This is a genomic window from Methylobacterium trifolii, from assembly GCF_022179685.1.
Classification (GTDB): Bacteria; Pseudomonadota; Alphaproteobacteria; order Rhizobiales; family Beijerinckiaceae; genus Methylobacterium; species Methylobacterium trifolii.
Window position 1 is genome coordinate 1 of sequence record NZ_BPRB01000275.1, and the last position, 16,368, is coordinate 16,368.

Consider the following 16,368-nt stretch of genomic DNA (forward strand, 5'->3'; position numbering starts at 1 on the left):
GGTCAAGCCGACGGGATAAATTCATTGATAGGTTTGATGTAGGGCACATTATAGGCTTGCCCTACACAAAAACGTCCACGTTCGAGTGATTAAGCCTGTTGAAAGTGGCTTGAACTCAGAGATTCTCCTAGGTAAATGCAATAAATCAAAATCATATACAACGAATTTATATTGAAAGATGAAGCTACTGCTAAGTGAGAATGTTGTGTACACGTCGCCTTAAGCTTTCCAGCGCCCCACTAATTCCAAGCGGCAGTGTTTTTCACGACAACGACAGGAACTCAATAAATTTCGTCAGGGTATACCCCCGCGTGACGTAACCGCCCGGGCGCTCGTCCTTGTAACATCAGTGTCGTTTCGACCTTATGTGACGCTCGGCGCGTCGGGCCTAAGGGCTGATGTTACGGTGGCGGCGGCTGTGGCGGCTGCCTTGAGGCAAACGGTCGGGCTGGTGAGGGGCCGTTGGGCAGCAGGTAACAGGTTGCTGGCCTCCGCCATCGAAGCTTGCGCCAGTGCGACCCGTGTCGCCCCGCCTCGCATGGCGTCGTCGGAGGCTCGGGCGACCATGGCCAAATAGCGATCCCGGTCGCCAGCCTTGAACGCTGCCCATGCACCAGGAACCAGACACACTGACACCTCTGCCCCGGTCGCCTGTGCCGCCGCTTCGAACAGCCGCCTCGTCGGCTCCACCGTCGTCTTGACGGCACAAAGGACCATGACGCTACCTCCATCCTTGACGGCCTCGGCCGCCAAGGCCGCATCGACCCGTATGATCGGGATCGACGCATCGTCGGCGGCGATTTCGGCAACTGGCCCCAAGGTCGAGCACGTCAGGAGAACGACGTCGGCCCCGTCGCACAAGCATCGCAGCGCCTCGGCGGTCCGCTGCGCGATCTGCTTCGTTAGCCCACCCTCGCGCTCTGCTGCGGCGAGCAGGTCGGCGCGCACCTCGTGGTGCAGCGTCACCCCGGTTAAGGCGGCTGCCGCAAGGGCGACATCGAAGACCGCAACGTTGCTCTGAGCCGTATGAAGGCAAGTGATTCGGGCCATGGCACAGCCTTTCAGCGCACGGTGTCGCGTCGGGAGGTATCACATCGGCCCCGCCTTGGTGGGCGCACTCGCGGCGCTCCGTTGACAGCGACTATTGCGGGTGTGGTGTGTCGGGTGGGCCTAGCACCCTGAGGTGACACCCCATGGCCCGCATCGGATACGCCCGCGTTTCAACCCTTGACCAGGATCTTGACGGGCAGGTTGCCCGCCTCACTGCCGAGGGCTGTACCCTCATCCGCTCGGAAAAGTTGTCGGGCGGCTCACGCGAGGGCCGCGCCGAACTGGCGACCGTCATCGAGTTCCTCCGGGCTGGCGACGAGCTTGTGGTCGCCCGGCTCGACCGGCTCGGGCGCGACACCCGCGACGTGCTGAACATCATCCACGAGGTCGAGCAGCGAGGGGCGTTTGTCACCGTGCTCGACCCACACGTCTCGACGCAGGGCTCGATGGGCCACGTCATGCTGACGGTGCTCGGCATGGTCGCGCAGATGGAGCGGCGCTTTATCCGTGAGCGTCAACGTGAGGGTATCGAGCGGGCTAAGGCAGCTGGCATCTACGTTGGCGGCAAACGCCGACTGGACCATGAGTGGATCAGGGCGCTGCACGCCGAGGGCAGCGGACCGGCCGCCATTGCCAGAGTGGTCGGGTGCTCACGGATGCAGGTCTACCGGGTGTTGCAGGAGATGTGATCAATAGCGGCTCACCCTGCGTCCTAATCGCCGCTACCGAACGGCTGCTTGGGGTGGGTTTTTACCGGCCCGGTTTCGTTGGCAAAATTGAAAAGCGGACGCTCACTCCGAAAACCGAGCCAGGTAGCTTTGCGTTATCGAACTCAGCCGCTCTCGCGGCAGGGGCGTCGCGTGTCGGTCGCGGTACGGAGTGACGGCCGGTTTGTCGAGAGGGACTGCTACTCCTGATGCCGCATGGAGAACTCGTCCAACGACAGCGTGAGCGTTATCGGCCCGCCTATCGGATTGCAGGTGTCATACGCGAACGCGGTATGGCCCAGGCCATCTCCTATGTGGATTGTCGGCGATACGCGAGCGGACTCGTCCCGGTCGCTCGACGGAAAGCCCGCGAAAAGTTGGACTGGGACGAAAAGCAACAAGCAAGCGCGATTTCTGCGACACCGAGGTGCCCGAGTGCCAGGAGTGACTTCGCCCGTTCATGCCTCATGCCGGCGAGGTATCGATGCGGCGGCGCTCCCATGCGTCGTGTGAACATGCGAAGGAAATGGAACGGGCTCAGGCAGGCCACTGCTGCCAGGTCATCCAGGCTGATGTCGTCCCCGACATGCTGAGCCATGTATTCCAACACGCGGCGCAATCGCCGTTCGTCGAGCTGGTGCTGCCGCGCTTGGCCCGAAGAGCCAAATCCCGCAGCATAGCGCTCGGCGATCCGTGCCGTCAGCCGGTGACCTAGGCTCTGGACCAGAACCTGCGCAGCCGAGGTCGGCTCCCGCATCTCTGCAAGAAGCGCCCAGCCGACCTGCCGAATCTGATCGTCTCTGAGACCGGCGAGATAGCGCACGGAGCCCTTTGCGACCAGCGATCCGCCATTCTCGTCGCCATGGCGCGCGAAGCAGTCTGCAGGCAGATAGAGGTGGAGGATGTCGTGCCACTGCGAGATCCGGATATCTTCCTCCTGCACCCCACTTGGGCAGAGCCAGGCGATCCCAGGTTCGACACGGGTGCGCTGCCAGACGCCCTGGCCGCGCCGTGTCACAACACAGTCGCCGTGGCACGCCACGGCAATGCAGATTTCAAGGTCCTTGGGTTCGAAGGGCGGCAACTCGGCCGCCTCGTGCCGGCGCAGGTCCGCAACCAGCCCAGTCCAGGCCAGTCGCCGGGACGTGGTGATGACGTCCAGCCCACCGTATTTGCGGAGACCGTCAGCTTCCAGATCCATGGAGCGGCCTCCCGGGGGGCAAGGCGCATGGACACCCTATCACGGGAACGAGATAGCATCGACGCGAAAACAGCAATCTGGGAACGGACGGCCAGCGGCTCGCGTGGGAACCTAGCTTCGTCTTCACTTCCGGCGAGGAGCCTACAATGCCCGCACCCCTGGGGTGGATGGCGGTGGCCATTCTGACGAGCATGCAGGCCGCCGGCACTCTCTTAGGAGGATCAGCCATGGCCGGGACGGACGGACCGGATCTTCCGGCGCAACTGGTCAAAGATTTTCACGGTGCGTTCGGAGAACACCACGCCCGCGCCGTTCACGCCAAAGGCGTTATATTCGAAGGCCAGTTCGAGCCCAGCCGCGAGGCCCAGGCCGTGTCGAAGGCCGAGGTGTTCACCGGCAAACGGCACGTCACTGTTCGTTTCTCCGATTTCACCGGACTTCCCGATATCCCGGACACGAGCGGCGATGCCAATCCGCGCGGTCTGGCCATCAAGTTCGACCTGCCGGGTGAGGCCACCTACGATATCGTTGCGCACAGCTTCAACGGCTTCCCGGTGGCCACGGCCGCCGAGTTCAGCACGCTCTTGCAGGCGCTTCCGATGAGTGGTCCCGGTGCCGCCAAGCCGACAGCGCTCGACCGGTTCTTCGCCGACCATCCACGGGCGCAGGTCTTCTTCACCACCCAGAAGCCGCCGCCGGAAAGCTTCGCCACCACGGCCTACTTCGGGGTGAATGCATTCACCTTCACGGACGCAGCCGGGCGGCCCCTGACCGTCCGCTACCGCTTCGTGCCGGCCGCTGGAGAGCACTACCTCGATCCGGATGCGCTCAAGACCCGCTCGGCCACCTACCTGGGCGACGAGATCGGCCCGAGGGTGGCGGGGCATACCGTCGCCTTCACGTGGCAGGCACAGATCGCGGAGCCCGCAGACAGGGCGGACGATCCGTCGACGGCGTGGCCGGACAACAGGCGGCTCATCACGCTGGGCATTATCACCATCGACCGTGCGGTCGAAAACACGTCCGAGCGCGACCGTGCGCTTCTTTTCATGCCGGGCAATGTCCCGCCCGGGATCGACATAGCCGATCCGATGCTCGCGGTCCGCAACGCCGCCTATCCGGTGTCTTTCGGTGAACGGCAGTAGGCGGATGGTCTTAGTCGCAACGATCGTTGGGGCCGGGATCGCAGCACGGGGCGTGCTTGCGTCGCCTGCACCGGCTGAAACTCTGCGACCCCTGGTCCGGGAGGCACTCCCAGACGTACCAGGATACGGCCTTACAGCGGCTGAGGTCAGCTTCCCACCCGGCGCGAAAGCAGTTCCGCACCGTCATGGCAAAGCCTTCCTGTTCGTCTACGTACTTGCCGGTTCCGTGCACAGTCAGATCGAAGGCGAACCAGTACGCACATTCAGGACCGGCGAAAGCTGGACCGAAAAGCCCGGCGATCATCACGTCCTCACTGAGAATGCCAGCGCCAGGGATGTCGCAAAGCTGCTCGTCGTCTTCATTGCCCCCAAGGGGGACGCCCTGAAAGTTGATGACTCGCCCAGCGAGCCCTGAACGAATTGGAGTTCTCCATGAGCCAGCGTCTCGATTACGAGTCCCAGTCGCCAGACGGCCTCAAGGCGCTCGGCGGGGTTTACGCTTATGTTGCCAAGTGCGGGCTCAACAAAGCCTTGGTTGACCTCGTCTATCTCCGCGCGTCCCAGATCAACGGCTGCACCTACTGCATCGACACGCATGCCAAGGACCTGCTTAAGGCGGGCGCTCCGGCCCAGAAGCTGCTGTTGCTGTCGTCCTGGAGAGAAGCGAGCCCATGGTTTACTCCTCGGGAGCAGGCCGCCCTGGCATGGACCGAGGCCGTCACCGAGGTCGCGAAGAGCCATGTACCCGACGACGCCTTCCAGGCCGCGAGTACACAGTTCGACGAAAAGGAAATGGCCGACCTGACCATCGCCATTGGTCTAATTAATACTTACAACCGCATCGCGATCGGCTTCCGGCGCGGCCCCGCTGCGCCTCCTGAGAAGTAGGGTTTCGCCCCCATCGTCACCCGAGCGTCATAGGTCGACACCCATCTCGCTGCTCCTCGACGGGCCGGCCGCCGCGATCTACTCGGCCCCGGCGTAGTCGCAGGCGAAAACAGGCGCGGCGAAGGTGCACGGTTGCCCGACTGTGCAGCGCGGCGCGGCGACTCCGGCGGCAGCGGTCGGGATGGTCGGCGGTTCAACGGCCCCAGCGCCGGTCAAGACGGCCGCAGTGAGGATGATCGTAGCGGCCGTGCCCGTCAGGAGCCTGTGCAGCCCGTGCGGGCCGTGCAGCGTATCGTCTCATCTCATGCCGATGCCCTCACCCGCACCCGTCGCAGGACGTCCGCCTTCAGGTCGATGAACTCGGGCTCCGACAGGACACCGCTCGCCCGCAAGGCGCTCAGCCGCTCGATCTCGCCCACGGCTGCCAAGGTCGTGAGCGCTGCGGATGCCGGCGTGCCGCCCCCGGCTCCGGTCGCGAGCGGTGGCCCGACGAACCGCACTGCTTTGGGGTCGTTGACGAAAAGGTTGAGCCCTGACTCGCCCCCGTATGAGCCGCCGGCCTCGTTCGGGATGTGAACGGCTCCCAGCGCCCAGACCAGCGCGCCGAGCCAGCCGATCCCCGTGCCGCCGAAGGCGATGTTGATCACGAGGATCGCGAACCGGTTCGGGTGGCGGCGGCGGAAAGCGATGATCGAGGGGATCGCGTAGATCAGGAACGCGACCGGGATCATGCCGAGATAGATGACGGTCAGCAGTGCCTCGGTCTCGCCCGTGCTCACGCCCGGCTCGCCTGTCCGAGGGCCTGCGCCTTCATCACCTCGAACTCGGTCTCCGATAGTGCACCGCTCGCTCGAAGCTGCGCCAGCCGCTCGATCTCCGCGATCACGTCGCGTTGGGCAGGAACGGTGGATGTCGGCGGCACAGGCGATCCGAGAACAGGCTCGGCGACCGGCGCGGCGGCCTCTGGCTCACGCCCAAGCGGAGCAAGCCCAAAACGATTTGGCCACGGCGTACCCGGCCGCGTGCCCCAGATCACCAGCCCGGCCAGGGGGAAAGGCACGATAAAGCCGAGCGGTATCAACGCCAGCAACGCCCATGCACCGGAATGATCCATGTCGTGCAGGCGGCGCACCATCAGCGCGGCCCACGGCACCACGTGTGGCAGGATGACGAGGAGGAAGAACAGGATCGGCCAGACTGAGCGGCTGCCCATAGCTGTCCCGTCCCCGAGGAACGGCAGCCCGAATACGCCGAACGATAGGACAACGAGGGGCATGAACACCCACTGCGCCTGGAGGAAGTCGCGGTGCGAGGTCCGACCCTTGAAGGTGGCATAGCTGCGCATCGCGTCGCGGTAGCCGCTCATGACGATCTGATCTCCGGGGGACGATGAGGATCGGCGTGGGGATGATCCACAGCGCTCAGGTTGCAAATTAAGGGACTGTTGGTCCGTCGATTGTCAAGCCGCTGATCTGGCCCTGTGCAGGCATGGACGCGCGCGCGATCATCGGCTGGAACCTGCGTCGCCTGCGCGTCGCGCAAGGGCTGTCGCAAGAGCGGCTGGCGCTCGCGGCTGGCATCGACCGCGCCTATGTCGGCCGGGTCGAGCGGGGTTCGGAGAACGTCACCATCACCACCCTGGAGGCGATAGCCATCGCGCTCGCCGTACCAATTGCTGACCTCCTCACCGTCCCGCCCGAGGGGGCGGCGCGGCCAGCGCCAATGCCGGCCGGACGGCGGCGCAAGGCCGACACCGCCCGCTGAGAGTGGCGGCGAACCGACAGGCGGGACAGCAATCGGGGCCGACGCGGGCGTCGTCACGATCCGATCTCGAGGTGCGGCGTGACCCGCACGAGCAGCTGCCACGCTGCGTCCTGGGCCTCACGAGTGCCGAGATCGAGGTCGTGCCGTGTTAGGGCGGGGCTGGTGAGTAGCCGCAGCAGCGCCGCAGCGAGTTCCGGGGCGGCGGCCATCAGCCGGGCGTCGGCCAGCCGCTGGATGCCGGTGGCGAGGTGTAGGAGGCCATCGCCGGGGGCGAAGATCCGGTCCTGCCGTATGAGGTAGGGCCAGCCGCCCGGTCGGTCGGTGGTCGCGGGCTCGACGCCGAGCGCGGCGGTCTCCGGCAATGCGCCCGGCTCGGCCTCGCCGCGCACGAGCCAGGGGCCGGGCGTCGGCACCCGGCTCGCCGGGATGGTGGGCCGGGCCACCTCAATACTCCTCGGCCAGCATGATGGTGAGGACCTTGGTCGTGACGGCGAGGTCGGCCGAATCGGGCGAGTGCTCGCGCAGGTCACGGTCGTAGGCGTCGATCTTCCAGAACACCCGCGCGCCGTCGGCCTCGACCTCGCCGAAGTCATGCTCGCCGAGGGGATCGTTGTCCGGGGTGAAGGCATCGAAGGACCGCACCGCCGCCAGCACGGCGGCGCGGGTAGTCTCGGGCAAGGCCGCCACCCCGGCGGTCACGACCACCTGCCCGCCGGTGAGGCTCCGGCGGAAGGCATCGTTGAGGGCGCGAACCCGCGCCGGGTCGAAGAGGGTGGCGATGCCCGCCATCGCCGCTACTCCGCCGCCTCGGGGTGGAGCAGCGCTAGCGCCCGGCGCGAGCGGCCGAACTCCGGCAGGTCGGGGTATTCGGCCCATGTGAGGACAAAGGCATCGTCGGCCTTCGTCGCGATCACCTTGGCCGCGTAGTAGCCTTCGTCCTCCTCATCGTCACCCTGCGCGAGGACGAGGCTGCCGATACCGATCTGCGAATGGTCGGCCGGGGCCTTCGCGCCTGCCCGTGTTGCCGGTGGGTCGCCAGCGCCTGATCCGCCTGATGCGCCACCGGGCTTGGCCCCAGCCCCGCCTCCGGCTTCAGCGAACTTGCCAGCGGCTTTTAAGGGGCGTGGGGCATCGGTGATACCTGCCGCAGCGAGTAGCCGGTCGTAGAGCGGGGCCGAGGTGAAGGGCACGAAAGCCTTGCCCGAGGCCGGGAAAAGGCGACCGACCGCAAGTTTCGCCGCGAGGTCACGCAGGGCGTCAGTCTCAGCGACGACAAAAAAGAGGTCCATCGCGTCGGCGGCGCGTTCGAGCGCCAAGGTGTCTCCTCCCACGAAGCAGGCGGCGTGAGCCCGTCCGCGCTGATCAAGACCGAACAGGATGATCGGGTTGGGGCTGGTGGACGCTGCCGGCTCCTTGTCGGCGACAGCCTTCGGCGCGGTGACCTTGGACCGCGCAATCGGGGGTGGTGCGATGGGGGCCGGCACCGCACCGGGCGCGGGCAGCACGATGGCTGTTTGCATCATATCTGGCTCCTGAAACGACGAAGGCGGCCCGAACGGGCCGCCTTTTGGTGGGAGAGGTGCGTGCCACCCGGTCGAGAGCCGGGGCGCGGCATCGGCGACGGCGGTCGCGGTCGGCAGCAGCATGGGCTCATCGGGCACCTCGCGGTGTGAGTGCCGCAGGGCGCGGCCCAACGAGTATATCAGGATTTTATTCTTAATTCAAGCTAGACCGTTTTTGCGACAGTGTTTGCTCTCGGTTCGGGGTAGTCGTCAGGACTCCGATGAGCGCCACCGGCTCATCGATGGGGAGGCAAGCTTTTGCGATCCGGGTCCAGACTGTCCGAACGCTGGTTCAACCTCGTCCTCTGGCTCGTGGCGCTGGCCTTCGCCGGCTTCCTCATCGGCCTCGGATCCCTCGTCGTCGGCGACCTGCCACAGGTCGAGCATCGCTACACGCTGGAGCAGTTCCTCGACGGTACCCGGTCAGGCGTTGCGACCGACGCCCTTAAGCAGATCCGCCGCGAGCAGGACGACAACCGGCGGCAGGCTGAACAATCGCAGCTCGCCCTCGATGCGGCTCGTTCGGCTTCCGAGGCGGCGCGCGAGACCTTCGCGAACTGGCTTAAGACCCGCGATGCCACGCAGCGCGTCGATCAGGATCCGGGTCTGGTCGCCCGCACCGAACGCCTTGATGCTTTGAAGGCCGCCGAACGCACGGTCGAGGAGCGGCTGGAGGCGCTGGCGAAGGTGGGGCTCGAGCTCTCCGAACGCGAAGCGGCGCAGGCGAGCATCGATGCCGATCTGCGAGCGGTGGCACAGGAGAAGCTTGACGCTGCTGACCGCGGTCAGGAACTGCGGGTGTTCGGGTATCGCCTTGCTCTGACCCTGCCGCTCCTAGCGCTCGCGGGATGGCTTCTGCTGAAGCGGCGGCGCACACGCAACTGGCCATTCGTCTGGGGCTTCGCGCTGGCGGCAGCCTTCGCCTTCTTCGTCGAGTTGGTCCCCTACCTGCCGAGCTACGGTGGGTACGTGCAGTATGGCGTAGGCGCGGTGGCCACGCTGATCTTCGGCCGCACAGCCATCAACGCGCTCCATACCTACAACGAGCGCCAGAAGGCGGCCGAGCTCCGACCCAATGAGGAGCGGCGGACCGAGATCGCAACAGATCAGGCGCTCCAGCGGCTAAGTAAGAAGGTCTGTCCAGGCTGCGAACGTCCCATCGACCTTGTAAATCCGGCGGCGAACTTTTGCCCGCACTGCGGTATCGGCGTCTTCGAGCGATGCCCGGCCTGCGACCACCGGAAGAGCACCTTCGAGCGTTTTTGCTACGCTTGCGGCAAGGTCGGACCGGCGGCCGCCGCAAGCTAATGGAGGAAATCTGACGCTTGGCACCCTGCTACTGACGCCGCTTTCGAGCCAGTGTTGAGCTACAGTCCGACGCTGCCACTCTTATGTTTCTCCGGTTTCAAGATGACGCCAAGAGGCGTTAAACAAGAAGATGTCCATATTCCTAAGCGGGCTATCCGCCTTCCCCATCACGCCTGCCAATGCGGAGGGTCGAGTGAATGTGCCTGCCCTACGCAGGCTCCTCGCCCCTCTTTGCATGGCAGGCGTCAACTCGATTGGCCTTCTCGGAAGCACGGGCACGTATCCCTTTCTCTCGCGCGCAGAACGCCGCCGCGCTCTGGACGCGGGCTTGGAGGAAGCGGGAGCCTTGCCAATCGTCGTTGGGGTCGGCGCACTGCGAACTGATGAGGCTGTGCGCCTTGCGCAGGACGCCCAGGCAGCCGGTGCCGCCGCTGGTCTGCTCGCGCCCGTGTCTTACACTCCACTGACCGATGACGAGGTGTATGAGCACTTCGTCACGGTAGCGCGCGAGAGTGGCCTACCGCTCTGCATCTATGATAATCCGGGGACAACGCACTTCCGATTCAGTCTCGCGCTCGTCGGTCGCCTAAGCCAAATTCCCGGCGTCATCGCGATCAAAAGCCCCTCCCCAGAAGCGCAAGCTGCATCTTCGCATCTGGCCGAGCTACGCCTTGTCGTGCCGGATGGGTTCTCTCTGGGCTACAGCGTTGATTGGCTCTCGATTGAGCCGATGATCGCGGGCGGCCATTGCTGGTATTCGGTGATCGGAGGCATTTTTCCGCAGATTGGCATGTCCATCGTACGCGCAGTAGAGAACGGACACTTCGATGAGGCGCGGCGGCTGAACGCGCATCTGGAACCTCTATGGACCTTGTTTCGTAAGTTTTCGAGTTTGCGAGTTGTCTACGCATGCGCTGACGTGATGGGCATTTGCAGTGCTGAGCCGCCCCGTCCGATATTACCTCTCACCGTCGGTGCTCGGCAGCAAGTGGTCGATGCCCTAGAAGAGATTAAACTAATCTAAGTCGAGGGTCGGCAACAGTACCAGATCCTGTGTAAACAATACGTCTGGTACGCATCGGCTGAGAACCGTGCGTCAGGTTGTCAAAACGAGGCGAGCGGTAGAGCCTCGAACATGGCCAGCGCTTTGGAGTGTTCTTCGGCATGGACATTACCGTACATAACGGATGTTCGATTTATGAATCAGAGATCGTAGGCTATCAAATCTGAAGGTCCGACATAGGTCGTCTTTGACATTTTATATCTGCGAACCTATGAAGGAGGATATTGAAAAGGCTGCGCTATGTCTGGACCTCAGATCAAGGCTCGCCTCGCTTCACGCGAACTGTCTCAGGACCCCGCTGAAGCCGTCAAAGCGCGACTATCGCAATGTCTTAGCAGTGATGCACAAAATATTCGGCCAAAATTGAAGGGCGGGTCAGATGGAGAGCACGTCCGCGTGCTTCAAAGGGCTTTGAACAAAATAATCGACAAGATTAAGCTAAAAACTCCTGAGCTTGATATACCGAAGGTTCCTGAATCAGAGATAGTAGCGGGAACCTATGGATCAGGTACGCAATTGACGGTACGCAAGTATAAAGCCTTCAACGCCGTACAGCGCCAGGGCCAGCAATTAGATGATATTATTGGTCGTATGACCATCACACAGATGGACAACGATCTTATTAATAGCCCCAGCCCGCCGGGACCCTCACCGGATGTTGTGATTGAAGTAGCGCAAATCCGAATTTCATCGACATTAGATGAGCTTGATAAAGACGATCTCCAATTCGGCTCAGCAAATAATTCTCAGCTTAGCGGCAAGGAACTCACACTCATCGTCGATATGAGTCGAAAATCGACTCAGCAGTTGCAGAACATAATGTTGGGCGAGCTACGAACAGGAGATGCCAAGTTTGGACCAATGCTTGCAAATGCCTTTTTTCTAAACGCGCATCCACCGCGCGGAAACAACGCTATTGTTCACCAAAACGGTTCTGATTTCTCAAATATGATCTCACGAACCGCCCTATGGAGAGCAACGTCCATTGCATATAAGGCTGATCTTGCGGCCAATATTGCACTGCGAGCTCAATTGCCGGGGTCGGTTTTGCCGCGAGATATTGTAAATCGTGTTGCCGCACCAAGGCCGTCCTGGAGTCCACATGGCGTCAGTCAACTTTTGGCAGTGGGGATTGATGCAATAACCAGCCTGCTTTCGCCCGGCAATTCGAATTTCGCTGGCGAACAAGCGCGTATGCTATCTCTGGTAGGATCTTTTCAAGGGGGACAAGTCTTTCTTCGCGATTTCAAGCTCGACAGAACCAACAGATCATTCGAAGGTACATTGATTTTTGAATTGATCGATCATTTTGGTGTGGACACATCCGACATCACTTTCGACAGCAAGGGGCATGGAACAGCCGGTCAGGTAGCTTTTTGGGTACTTCAACACGAACGTCATAATCCTCCTGGCAATTTCCCCTATCGATTGCGTGTCTTGATCAACGAGTCTTTTGGCGGCCGGTTTTAGCACTACTTTGGCGATCTTGTCCGGCGCGCTTGCGCACACTACCTCACTGAACATGTTCCGTGCCGACGCCAGGGACACTATCGGCGTGACCGATTACGCCTTCGGTTTGGCGACCACACCGATAGATATGAGGTGTACGTCCGCCTAACCCACATCTGTCGCTACCAGCACGAGGTTAGAGCACGACGACCGAATCAGTTCGGCCGAGCCTGCCGGGCACAACTCGACACGGACAAGCACGGTAGCGGTGGTAGCCTCCTGTGGAGGACTTGATGCATCTGACCGGCCTCGTCGTCGCGGGCGGCGGCAGCTTCGGCCATGCGCGCTAAATCATGGACCATGAATCGCACCTTCACTCTGACGCGCGCCGCCGGGCTTGCCCGCCTCGGCACCGTGACGCCCCGGCTCGGGCGCACCTACGCCGCTGAGCGCAACGCTGATCCCGGACCGGATGCCGAAACCTCGACCACGGCGCTGTCCCCCTATCTGCGCCGCCGACTCATCACTGAGGCGGAGGTCGTGGCCGCCGCCCACGAAGCGCACGGCATGGCGGCCGAGAAGTTCGTATCGGAGGTGTTCTGGAGGACCTACTTCAAGGGCTACCTCGAAACGCACCCAACAATCTGGGCAGACTACCTGCGCCTCGTCGCCGAGGGCGAGGCACGACTGGCAGCCAATTCGGGTCTGCGCAGCACCTACGAACGGGCGGTCGAAGGCCGAACCGGGATCGAATGCTTCGACAACTGGGCTCGCGAGCTGGTCGAGGACGGGTGGATGCACAACCATACGCGCATGTGGTTTTCGTCGATCTGGATCTTCACCCTGCGTCTGCCGTGGGCGCTCGGCGCGGCGTTCTTCCTGCGCCACCTCCTCGACGGCGACCCGGCCTCGAACACGTTGTCCTGGCGCTGGGTGGCGGGGCTGCACACGCGCGGCAAGCACTACCTCGCGCGTGCCGGGAACATCCGCCGGTATACGGAGGGCCGCTATGACCCCGCCGGCCTCGACGAGGGCGCTAGACCGCTGAGTGAAGATATGGAAGCGCGGCTCGTGCCGCTGCCCTTGGCAGATCCCACCCCGGATGGTCCCGTCGCGCTCCTTCTACACATCGACGACCTTCATCCCGAAAGCCTACCGCTCGGATCCGCGACCGTGGAGCGCGTCGGTGGATTGGTGGCCCACGTGCCGGGCGCAGATGGGCGGGTGCGGGCAGCCGACGACGCGGCGATGGCGGATGCGCTGGCGCGGGCGGGCGAGCACTTCGGCTGTCCGGCCGACCTCATTGCGCCGGAGTGGGCTGGCGACTTGCCGGTGGTGTCGGCATGGGCTCCAGTTGGCCCTAGCGCAGACGCGCTACCACTATGCGTGCGGGTGCGGCGACCTTGGGACGAGGTGGCATGGCCCAATGCCACACGTGGCTTCTTTCAGCTCCGGTCTGCTATCTCAAAGGTGCTTCAGTCAGTGAGCTCGGACACGGCTTGAAGCTATCTACGTGACGCCTGCAGGAGACATTGTCTGCTTAGCGAGCCTGCCAGAAGCAGCCTCAAATCATTCTCTCACTCGGCAGTTCCCTTCGGCAGTCCAGCAATCTTCGCCGCCGCGTGTAGAAGCTCGACGGGCAGCATCGCGATGATCGTGCTGTTATGCTCGACGCCGATCTCGGTCAGGGTTTGCAGCCGCCGTAGCTCCAGTGCACCCGGCGCAGTCGCAATCATCGTCGCTGCCTCGGCCAGCTTCTGAGCCGCCTCGTTCTCGCCCTTGGCCTTGATGATGCGCGCCCGCTTTTCGCGGATGGCCTCGGCCTCGCGGGCGAAGGCGCGCTGCATCTGCTCGGGGATGTCCACGTCCTTGATCTCGACAGCGTCGATTTCGATGCCCCAGCGCCCGGCGACGGTCGCGAGTAGCTCAAGCAGGCGCTTGTTGATCGCAATGCGGTCCTTGAGCATCTGATCGAGGTCACTCTGACCAATGGCGTCGCGCATGCCGGTTTCGGCCGCCTGGATGATCGCCAAGCGCCACGACTCGACAGCCGTGACAACCCGAGCGGGATCGACTGCCCGATACCAGAGCACCGCGTTCACTTTGACGGCGACACCGTCTCGGGTGATTGTCTCCTGGGTCTCAAGCTGAACGGTAATCGTTCGGATATCGACCTTCACGACGCGGTCGATGAATGGGATCAGCCAATACCAGCCCGGTCCCTTCGTAGTCCCGAGACGGCCCAGGCGGAACAGGACCGCCCTCTCGTACTCCTGATTGATGCCGAGCGTTTTGAGGGCAAGCCCCAGCAAAAAGACCGCTGAGGCAGCAACTATCGCGTAATCCATTAGACGCCCCGGCCTACCACGGTTGCCTGCCGTATCAGGGCACGCTGGACCTTCGATGCCGGAGCGGCAAGCGAGCTGTCGCTTCGCAAGGCAAGTGGGCACCCTGGTCGTACTACGCGCCCTTCACTTGTGGATCCGTTCGGCCGATCACCGCCCAGAGCGGGTCGCTGAGGCCGCCCTCTGGCACCACGGCATAAGCTTCGACGGTCGAGAACCTGGCGTGCCGCAAATAGAGATCGATGAGCCGCGCTTGATCGTCCCCGCCCAGAGCGCGCCAGATGGCCACCGCCTTGGTCGGAAAACACCGATTCGAAAACGAGATGATGACGGCGGCATTCGGCACCAGCACCCGCGCGACTTCTCGCAGGACGGCTACCGGGTCCTCCAGGTACTGCACTCCGACACAGATGAGGGCGGCGTCGATGCTGGCTGTCTCGAGGGGCAGGATCGGATCGGCGTTGAGGTCCTGTACGAAACGCTGCGTCAGGCGCGGGTTGGCGGCAAGCTCGCGCTCGTTCAGGCCATGACCGATCACGGCCGCGTAGGCGGCCTCCACAGGCAGGTGGCTGACCCAACTCGACATGAGGTCGAGGATGCGACCGCCCGGCGGCAGGTGCGTGCGGTAGAGGTCGGTGATGGCTTCGATGGCTGCGTCGTCGATATGGGTGACGAAGCGCGGATGGGCGTAGAACAGGGCGTCCGGCGTCCGATCCTGCTTGGCGAAGGCTTCAGGGGGCAATCCGGGAAGGGCCGTCATGTTCATCCGTGTTTGCCTGCCTCACCGCCCGGCGCGATACGCGCGTCGGAGGAAGTCTCATCAGCTGCGCATTCCCGGTATCTCGGTCGCGGTCGTCGGATTTGGCCTGGGGGCGATGGTCGCGCCCTGCTCGGAGGCAGTGGTAGATATCTGACGCTCGGCATCATACCTGAACGCCTCAGAAGGGTGGGGAGGAGACCTTAGCCTTTCGTCCTGAAGCAGACGTTCAGCATCCGACCGAGTTTTGTCGCTGACGGCATCCGATGTCACACCCGAAAGCGGTCGTTCGTCGCTCCGGATGTCGCTTACGATACAGTGCGTGGATCGACGTACTGCTTCAGCACGGCGAGGTCAGCGACGGGAGCAGGCCACAGCACGATCCGGTAATGATCGTCGCCATCGAGGCCGTCTTCGCTTAAGGTACCCAGGCCGCCATGATAGGTCCGAACCCGGTACGTGCCCGCCGAGACCGCCAGGACATCGACCGATCCTCCGGTGCATTCGTGGATTTCAAGCCTGCCTGACGGTAGGTCGAGGCTGGCCTCGGCGACGTGATCCCATGCGTCAAGGTCGAGGTCCGGCGGTGCGTCCGTAATCTCAAAGTCGACCGGCACATCCATGTTGCGTTCGGGCTGAACGACGACGACGAACGGCCCCGTCTTGATGCGGCGGACCGTATCCTCTTCAGTGTACCCCGTTGGCGCATCCGGACTTGCCCCGTGATCCCACAGGTAGAACTGATGGTAGTCGGCGAAGATACTGTAGCGCTTGATCATGCTGCTCACATCCGATCCGATTAGAAGAAAGCCTACATGGGCTTGTTGACCTAAAGCGTCCGGTACAGCCTATCCCTGAATCTTGCCGTCCAGAATGACTCGGACCTCGCTGCTATGCCTGTTTTGATGCAGCCGCTTGCCGGAAGCAGACAGCCAGGAACGAACCCGGCCCGGACGGAGGTCATTTTCCACCAAGGTGCCGCGTAGCGGACTTTCCTAGGGTCTGTGAAGGGTCGGGAGCGGACCCAGGGCATGGGATCCACTCGTTCATCCTCGTCCACAAGGCGGTTTCCTAGGCGTGCACGGCCTGCGAGCCAGCGGAATGCGCTTCGCCCCTCAATGGGCCTTAG

The 16,368-nt window shown here is 63.1% G+C and carries 19 protein-coding genes; 9 read left to right on the forward strand and 10 right to left on the reverse strand.

Annotated features, from left to right (window positions below; genetic code table 11):
- Nucleotides 1-363: 363 nt before the first annotated feature.
- Nucleotides 364-1,050, reverse strand: a complete 687-nt coding sequence (locus tag COGEMETH_RS21590) for an aspartate/glutamate racemase family protein (RefSeq protein WP_238184716.1) — start codon at nucleotides 1,048-1,050, stop codon at nucleotides 364-366.
- Between the two features lie 143 nt (nucleotides 1,051-1,193).
- Here COGEMETH_RS21590 and COGEMETH_RS21595 point away from each other — a divergent pair, with 143 nt between their 5' ends.
- The gene (locus tag COGEMETH_RS21595; protein ID WP_238184718.1) at nucleotides 1,194-1,739 is read left to right on the forward strand and encodes a recombinase family protein; all 546 of its coding nucleotides are present in this window, start codon (nucleotides 1,194-1,196) and stop codon (nucleotides 1,737-1,739) included.
- A gap of 328 nt (nucleotides 1,740-2,067) precedes the next feature.
- Here COGEMETH_RS21595 and COGEMETH_RS21600 read toward each other — a convergent pair whose 3' ends face one another.
- Nucleotides 2,068-2,958 (reverse strand): helix-turn-helix domain-containing protein, encoded by an 891-nt coding sequence (locus COGEMETH_RS21600; RefSeq protein ID WP_238184720.1) that lies wholly within the window; start codon nucleotides 2,956-2,958, stop codon nucleotides 2,068-2,070.
- Nucleotides 2,959-3,185: 227 nt separating this feature from the next.
- On the opposite strand from COGEMETH_RS21600, the gene COGEMETH_RS21605 reads away from it, so the two are divergent.
- The 3 genes from COGEMETH_RS21605 to COGEMETH_RS21615 are packed head-to-tail and all read left to right on the forward strand — an operon-like array spanning nucleotide 3,186 to nucleotide 4,991.
- Nucleotides 3,186-4,103, forward strand: a complete 918-nt coding sequence (locus tag COGEMETH_RS21605) for a catalase family peroxidase (protein ID WP_238184722.1) — start codon at nucleotides 3,186-3,188, stop codon at nucleotides 4,101-4,103.
- 4 nt (nucleotides 4,104-4,107) lie between these two features.
- Nucleotides 4,108-4,518 (forward strand): cupin domain-containing protein, encoded by a 411-nt coding sequence (locus COGEMETH_RS21610; protein WP_238184724.1) that lies wholly within the window; start codon nucleotides 4,108-4,110, stop codon nucleotides 4,516-4,518.
- 17 nt (nucleotides 4,519-4,535) lie between these two features.
- Nucleotides 4,536-4,991, forward strand: a complete 456-nt coding sequence (locus COGEMETH_RS21615) for a carboxymuconolactone decarboxylase family protein (protein ID WP_238184725.1) — start codon at nucleotides 4,536-4,538, stop codon at nucleotides 4,989-4,991.
- A 302-nt stretch (nucleotides 4,992-5,293) separates the two neighbouring features.
- Here COGEMETH_RS21615 and COGEMETH_RS21620 read toward each other — a convergent pair whose 3' ends face one another.
- Nucleotides 5,294-5,770, reverse strand: a complete 477-nt coding sequence (locus COGEMETH_RS21620) for a superinfection immunity protein (protein WP_238184727.1) — start codon at nucleotides 5,768-5,770, stop codon at nucleotides 5,294-5,296.
- Nucleotides 5,767-6,357 carry a DUF805 domain-containing protein gene (locus COGEMETH_RS21625; protein ID WP_238184728.1) on the reverse strand — a complete coding sequence of 197 codons (591 nt, stop codon included), beginning with the start codon at nucleotides 6,355-6,357 and terminating at the stop codon, nucleotides 5,767-5,769. The genes COGEMETH_RS21620 and COGEMETH_RS21625 overlap by 4 nt, the downstream gene beginning before the upstream one ends.
- A gap of 122 nt (nucleotides 6,358-6,479) precedes the next feature.
- Here COGEMETH_RS21625 and COGEMETH_RS21630 point away from each other — a divergent pair, with 122 nt between their 5' ends.
- Nucleotides 6,480-6,755 carry a helix-turn-helix domain-containing protein gene (locus tag COGEMETH_RS21630; RefSeq protein WP_238184730.1) on the forward strand — a complete coding sequence of 92 codons (276 nt, stop codon included), beginning with the start codon at nucleotides 6,480-6,482 and terminating at the stop codon, nucleotides 6,753-6,755.
- 53 nt (nucleotides 6,756-6,808) lie between these two features.
- Here COGEMETH_RS21630 and COGEMETH_RS21635 read toward each other — a convergent pair whose 3' ends face one another.
- From COGEMETH_RS21635 to COGEMETH_RS21645, 3 genes are read right to left on the reverse strand one after another with little or no spacing between them, the layout of a single operon-like run.
- Complete coding sequence (locus COGEMETH_RS21635) at nucleotides 6,809-7,198, reverse strand: XkdD/Y8K6 family phage-associated protein (RefSeq protein WP_238184731.1); 390 nt, start codon at nucleotides 7,196-7,198, stop codon at nucleotides 6,809-6,811.
- A 1-nt stretch (nucleotide 7,199) separates the two neighbouring features.
- On the reverse strand, nucleotides 7,200-7,544 hold the full coding sequence (locus COGEMETH_RS21640; protein WP_238184732.1) for a DUF3768 domain-containing protein: 345 nt from the start codon (nucleotides 7,542-7,544) through the stop codon (nucleotides 7,200-7,202).
- A 5-nt stretch (nucleotides 7,545-7,549) separates the two neighbouring features.
- On the reverse strand, nucleotides 7,550-8,401 hold the full coding sequence (locus tag COGEMETH_RS21645) for a hypothetical protein (protein ID WP_238184733.1): 852 nt from the start codon (nucleotides 8,399-8,401) through the stop codon (nucleotides 7,550-7,552).
- A gap of 174 nt (nucleotides 8,402-8,575) precedes the next feature.
- Between COGEMETH_RS21645 and COGEMETH_RS21650 the strand changes: the two genes are divergently transcribed.
- From COGEMETH_RS21650 to COGEMETH_RS21665, 4 genes are all read left to right on the forward strand, one after another.
- Nucleotides 8,576-9,625, forward strand: a complete 1,050-nt coding sequence (locus tag COGEMETH_RS21650) for a double zinc ribbon domain-containing protein (RefSeq protein ID WP_238184734.1) — start codon at nucleotides 8,576-8,578, stop codon at nucleotides 9,623-9,625.
- 130 nt (nucleotides 9,626-9,755) lie between these two features.
- Nucleotides 9,756-10,649, forward strand: a complete 894-nt coding sequence (locus COGEMETH_RS21655; RefSeq protein ID WP_238184736.1) for a dihydrodipicolinate synthase family protein — start codon at nucleotides 9,756-9,758, stop codon at nucleotides 10,647-10,649.
- A gap of 279 nt (nucleotides 10,650-10,928) precedes the next feature.
- The gene (locus tag COGEMETH_RS21660) at nucleotides 10,929-12,158 is read left to right on the forward strand and encodes a hypothetical protein (protein WP_238184737.1); all 1,230 of its coding nucleotides are present in this window, start codon (nucleotides 10,929-10,931) and stop codon (nucleotides 12,156-12,158) included.
- A 339-nt stretch (nucleotides 12,159-12,497) separates the two neighbouring features.
- Nucleotides 12,498-13,640 carry an FAD-binding domain-containing protein gene (locus tag COGEMETH_RS21665; RefSeq protein ID WP_238184738.1) on the forward strand — a complete coding sequence of 381 codons (1,143 nt, stop codon included), beginning with the start codon at nucleotides 12,498-12,500 and terminating at the stop codon, nucleotides 13,638-13,640.
- Between the two features lie 74 nt (nucleotides 13,641-13,714).
- Here COGEMETH_RS21665 and COGEMETH_RS21670 read toward each other — a convergent pair whose 3' ends face one another.
- From COGEMETH_RS21670 to COGEMETH_RS21680, 3 genes are all read right to left on the reverse strand, one after another.
- Nucleotides 13,715-14,485: a slipin family protein gene (locus COGEMETH_RS21670; protein WP_238184739.1), complete on the reverse strand. Its 771-nt coding sequence runs from the start codon at nucleotides 14,483-14,485 to the stop codon at nucleotides 13,715-13,717.
- A gap of 112 nt (nucleotides 14,486-14,597) precedes the next feature.
- Nucleotides 14,598-15,242, reverse strand: coding sequence for a class I SAM-dependent methyltransferase (locus COGEMETH_RS21675; RefSeq protein WP_238184741.1), 645 nt, complete (start codon nucleotides 15,240-15,242; stop codon nucleotides 14,598-14,600).
- Between the two features lie 305 nt (nucleotides 15,243-15,547).
- A complete protein-coding gene (locus COGEMETH_RS21680) occupies nucleotides 15,548-16,018 on the reverse strand; it encodes a hypothetical protein (RefSeq protein ID WP_238184740.1) in 471 nt (156 codons plus the stop codon).
- Nucleotides 16,019-16,368: the final 350 nt, after the last annotated feature.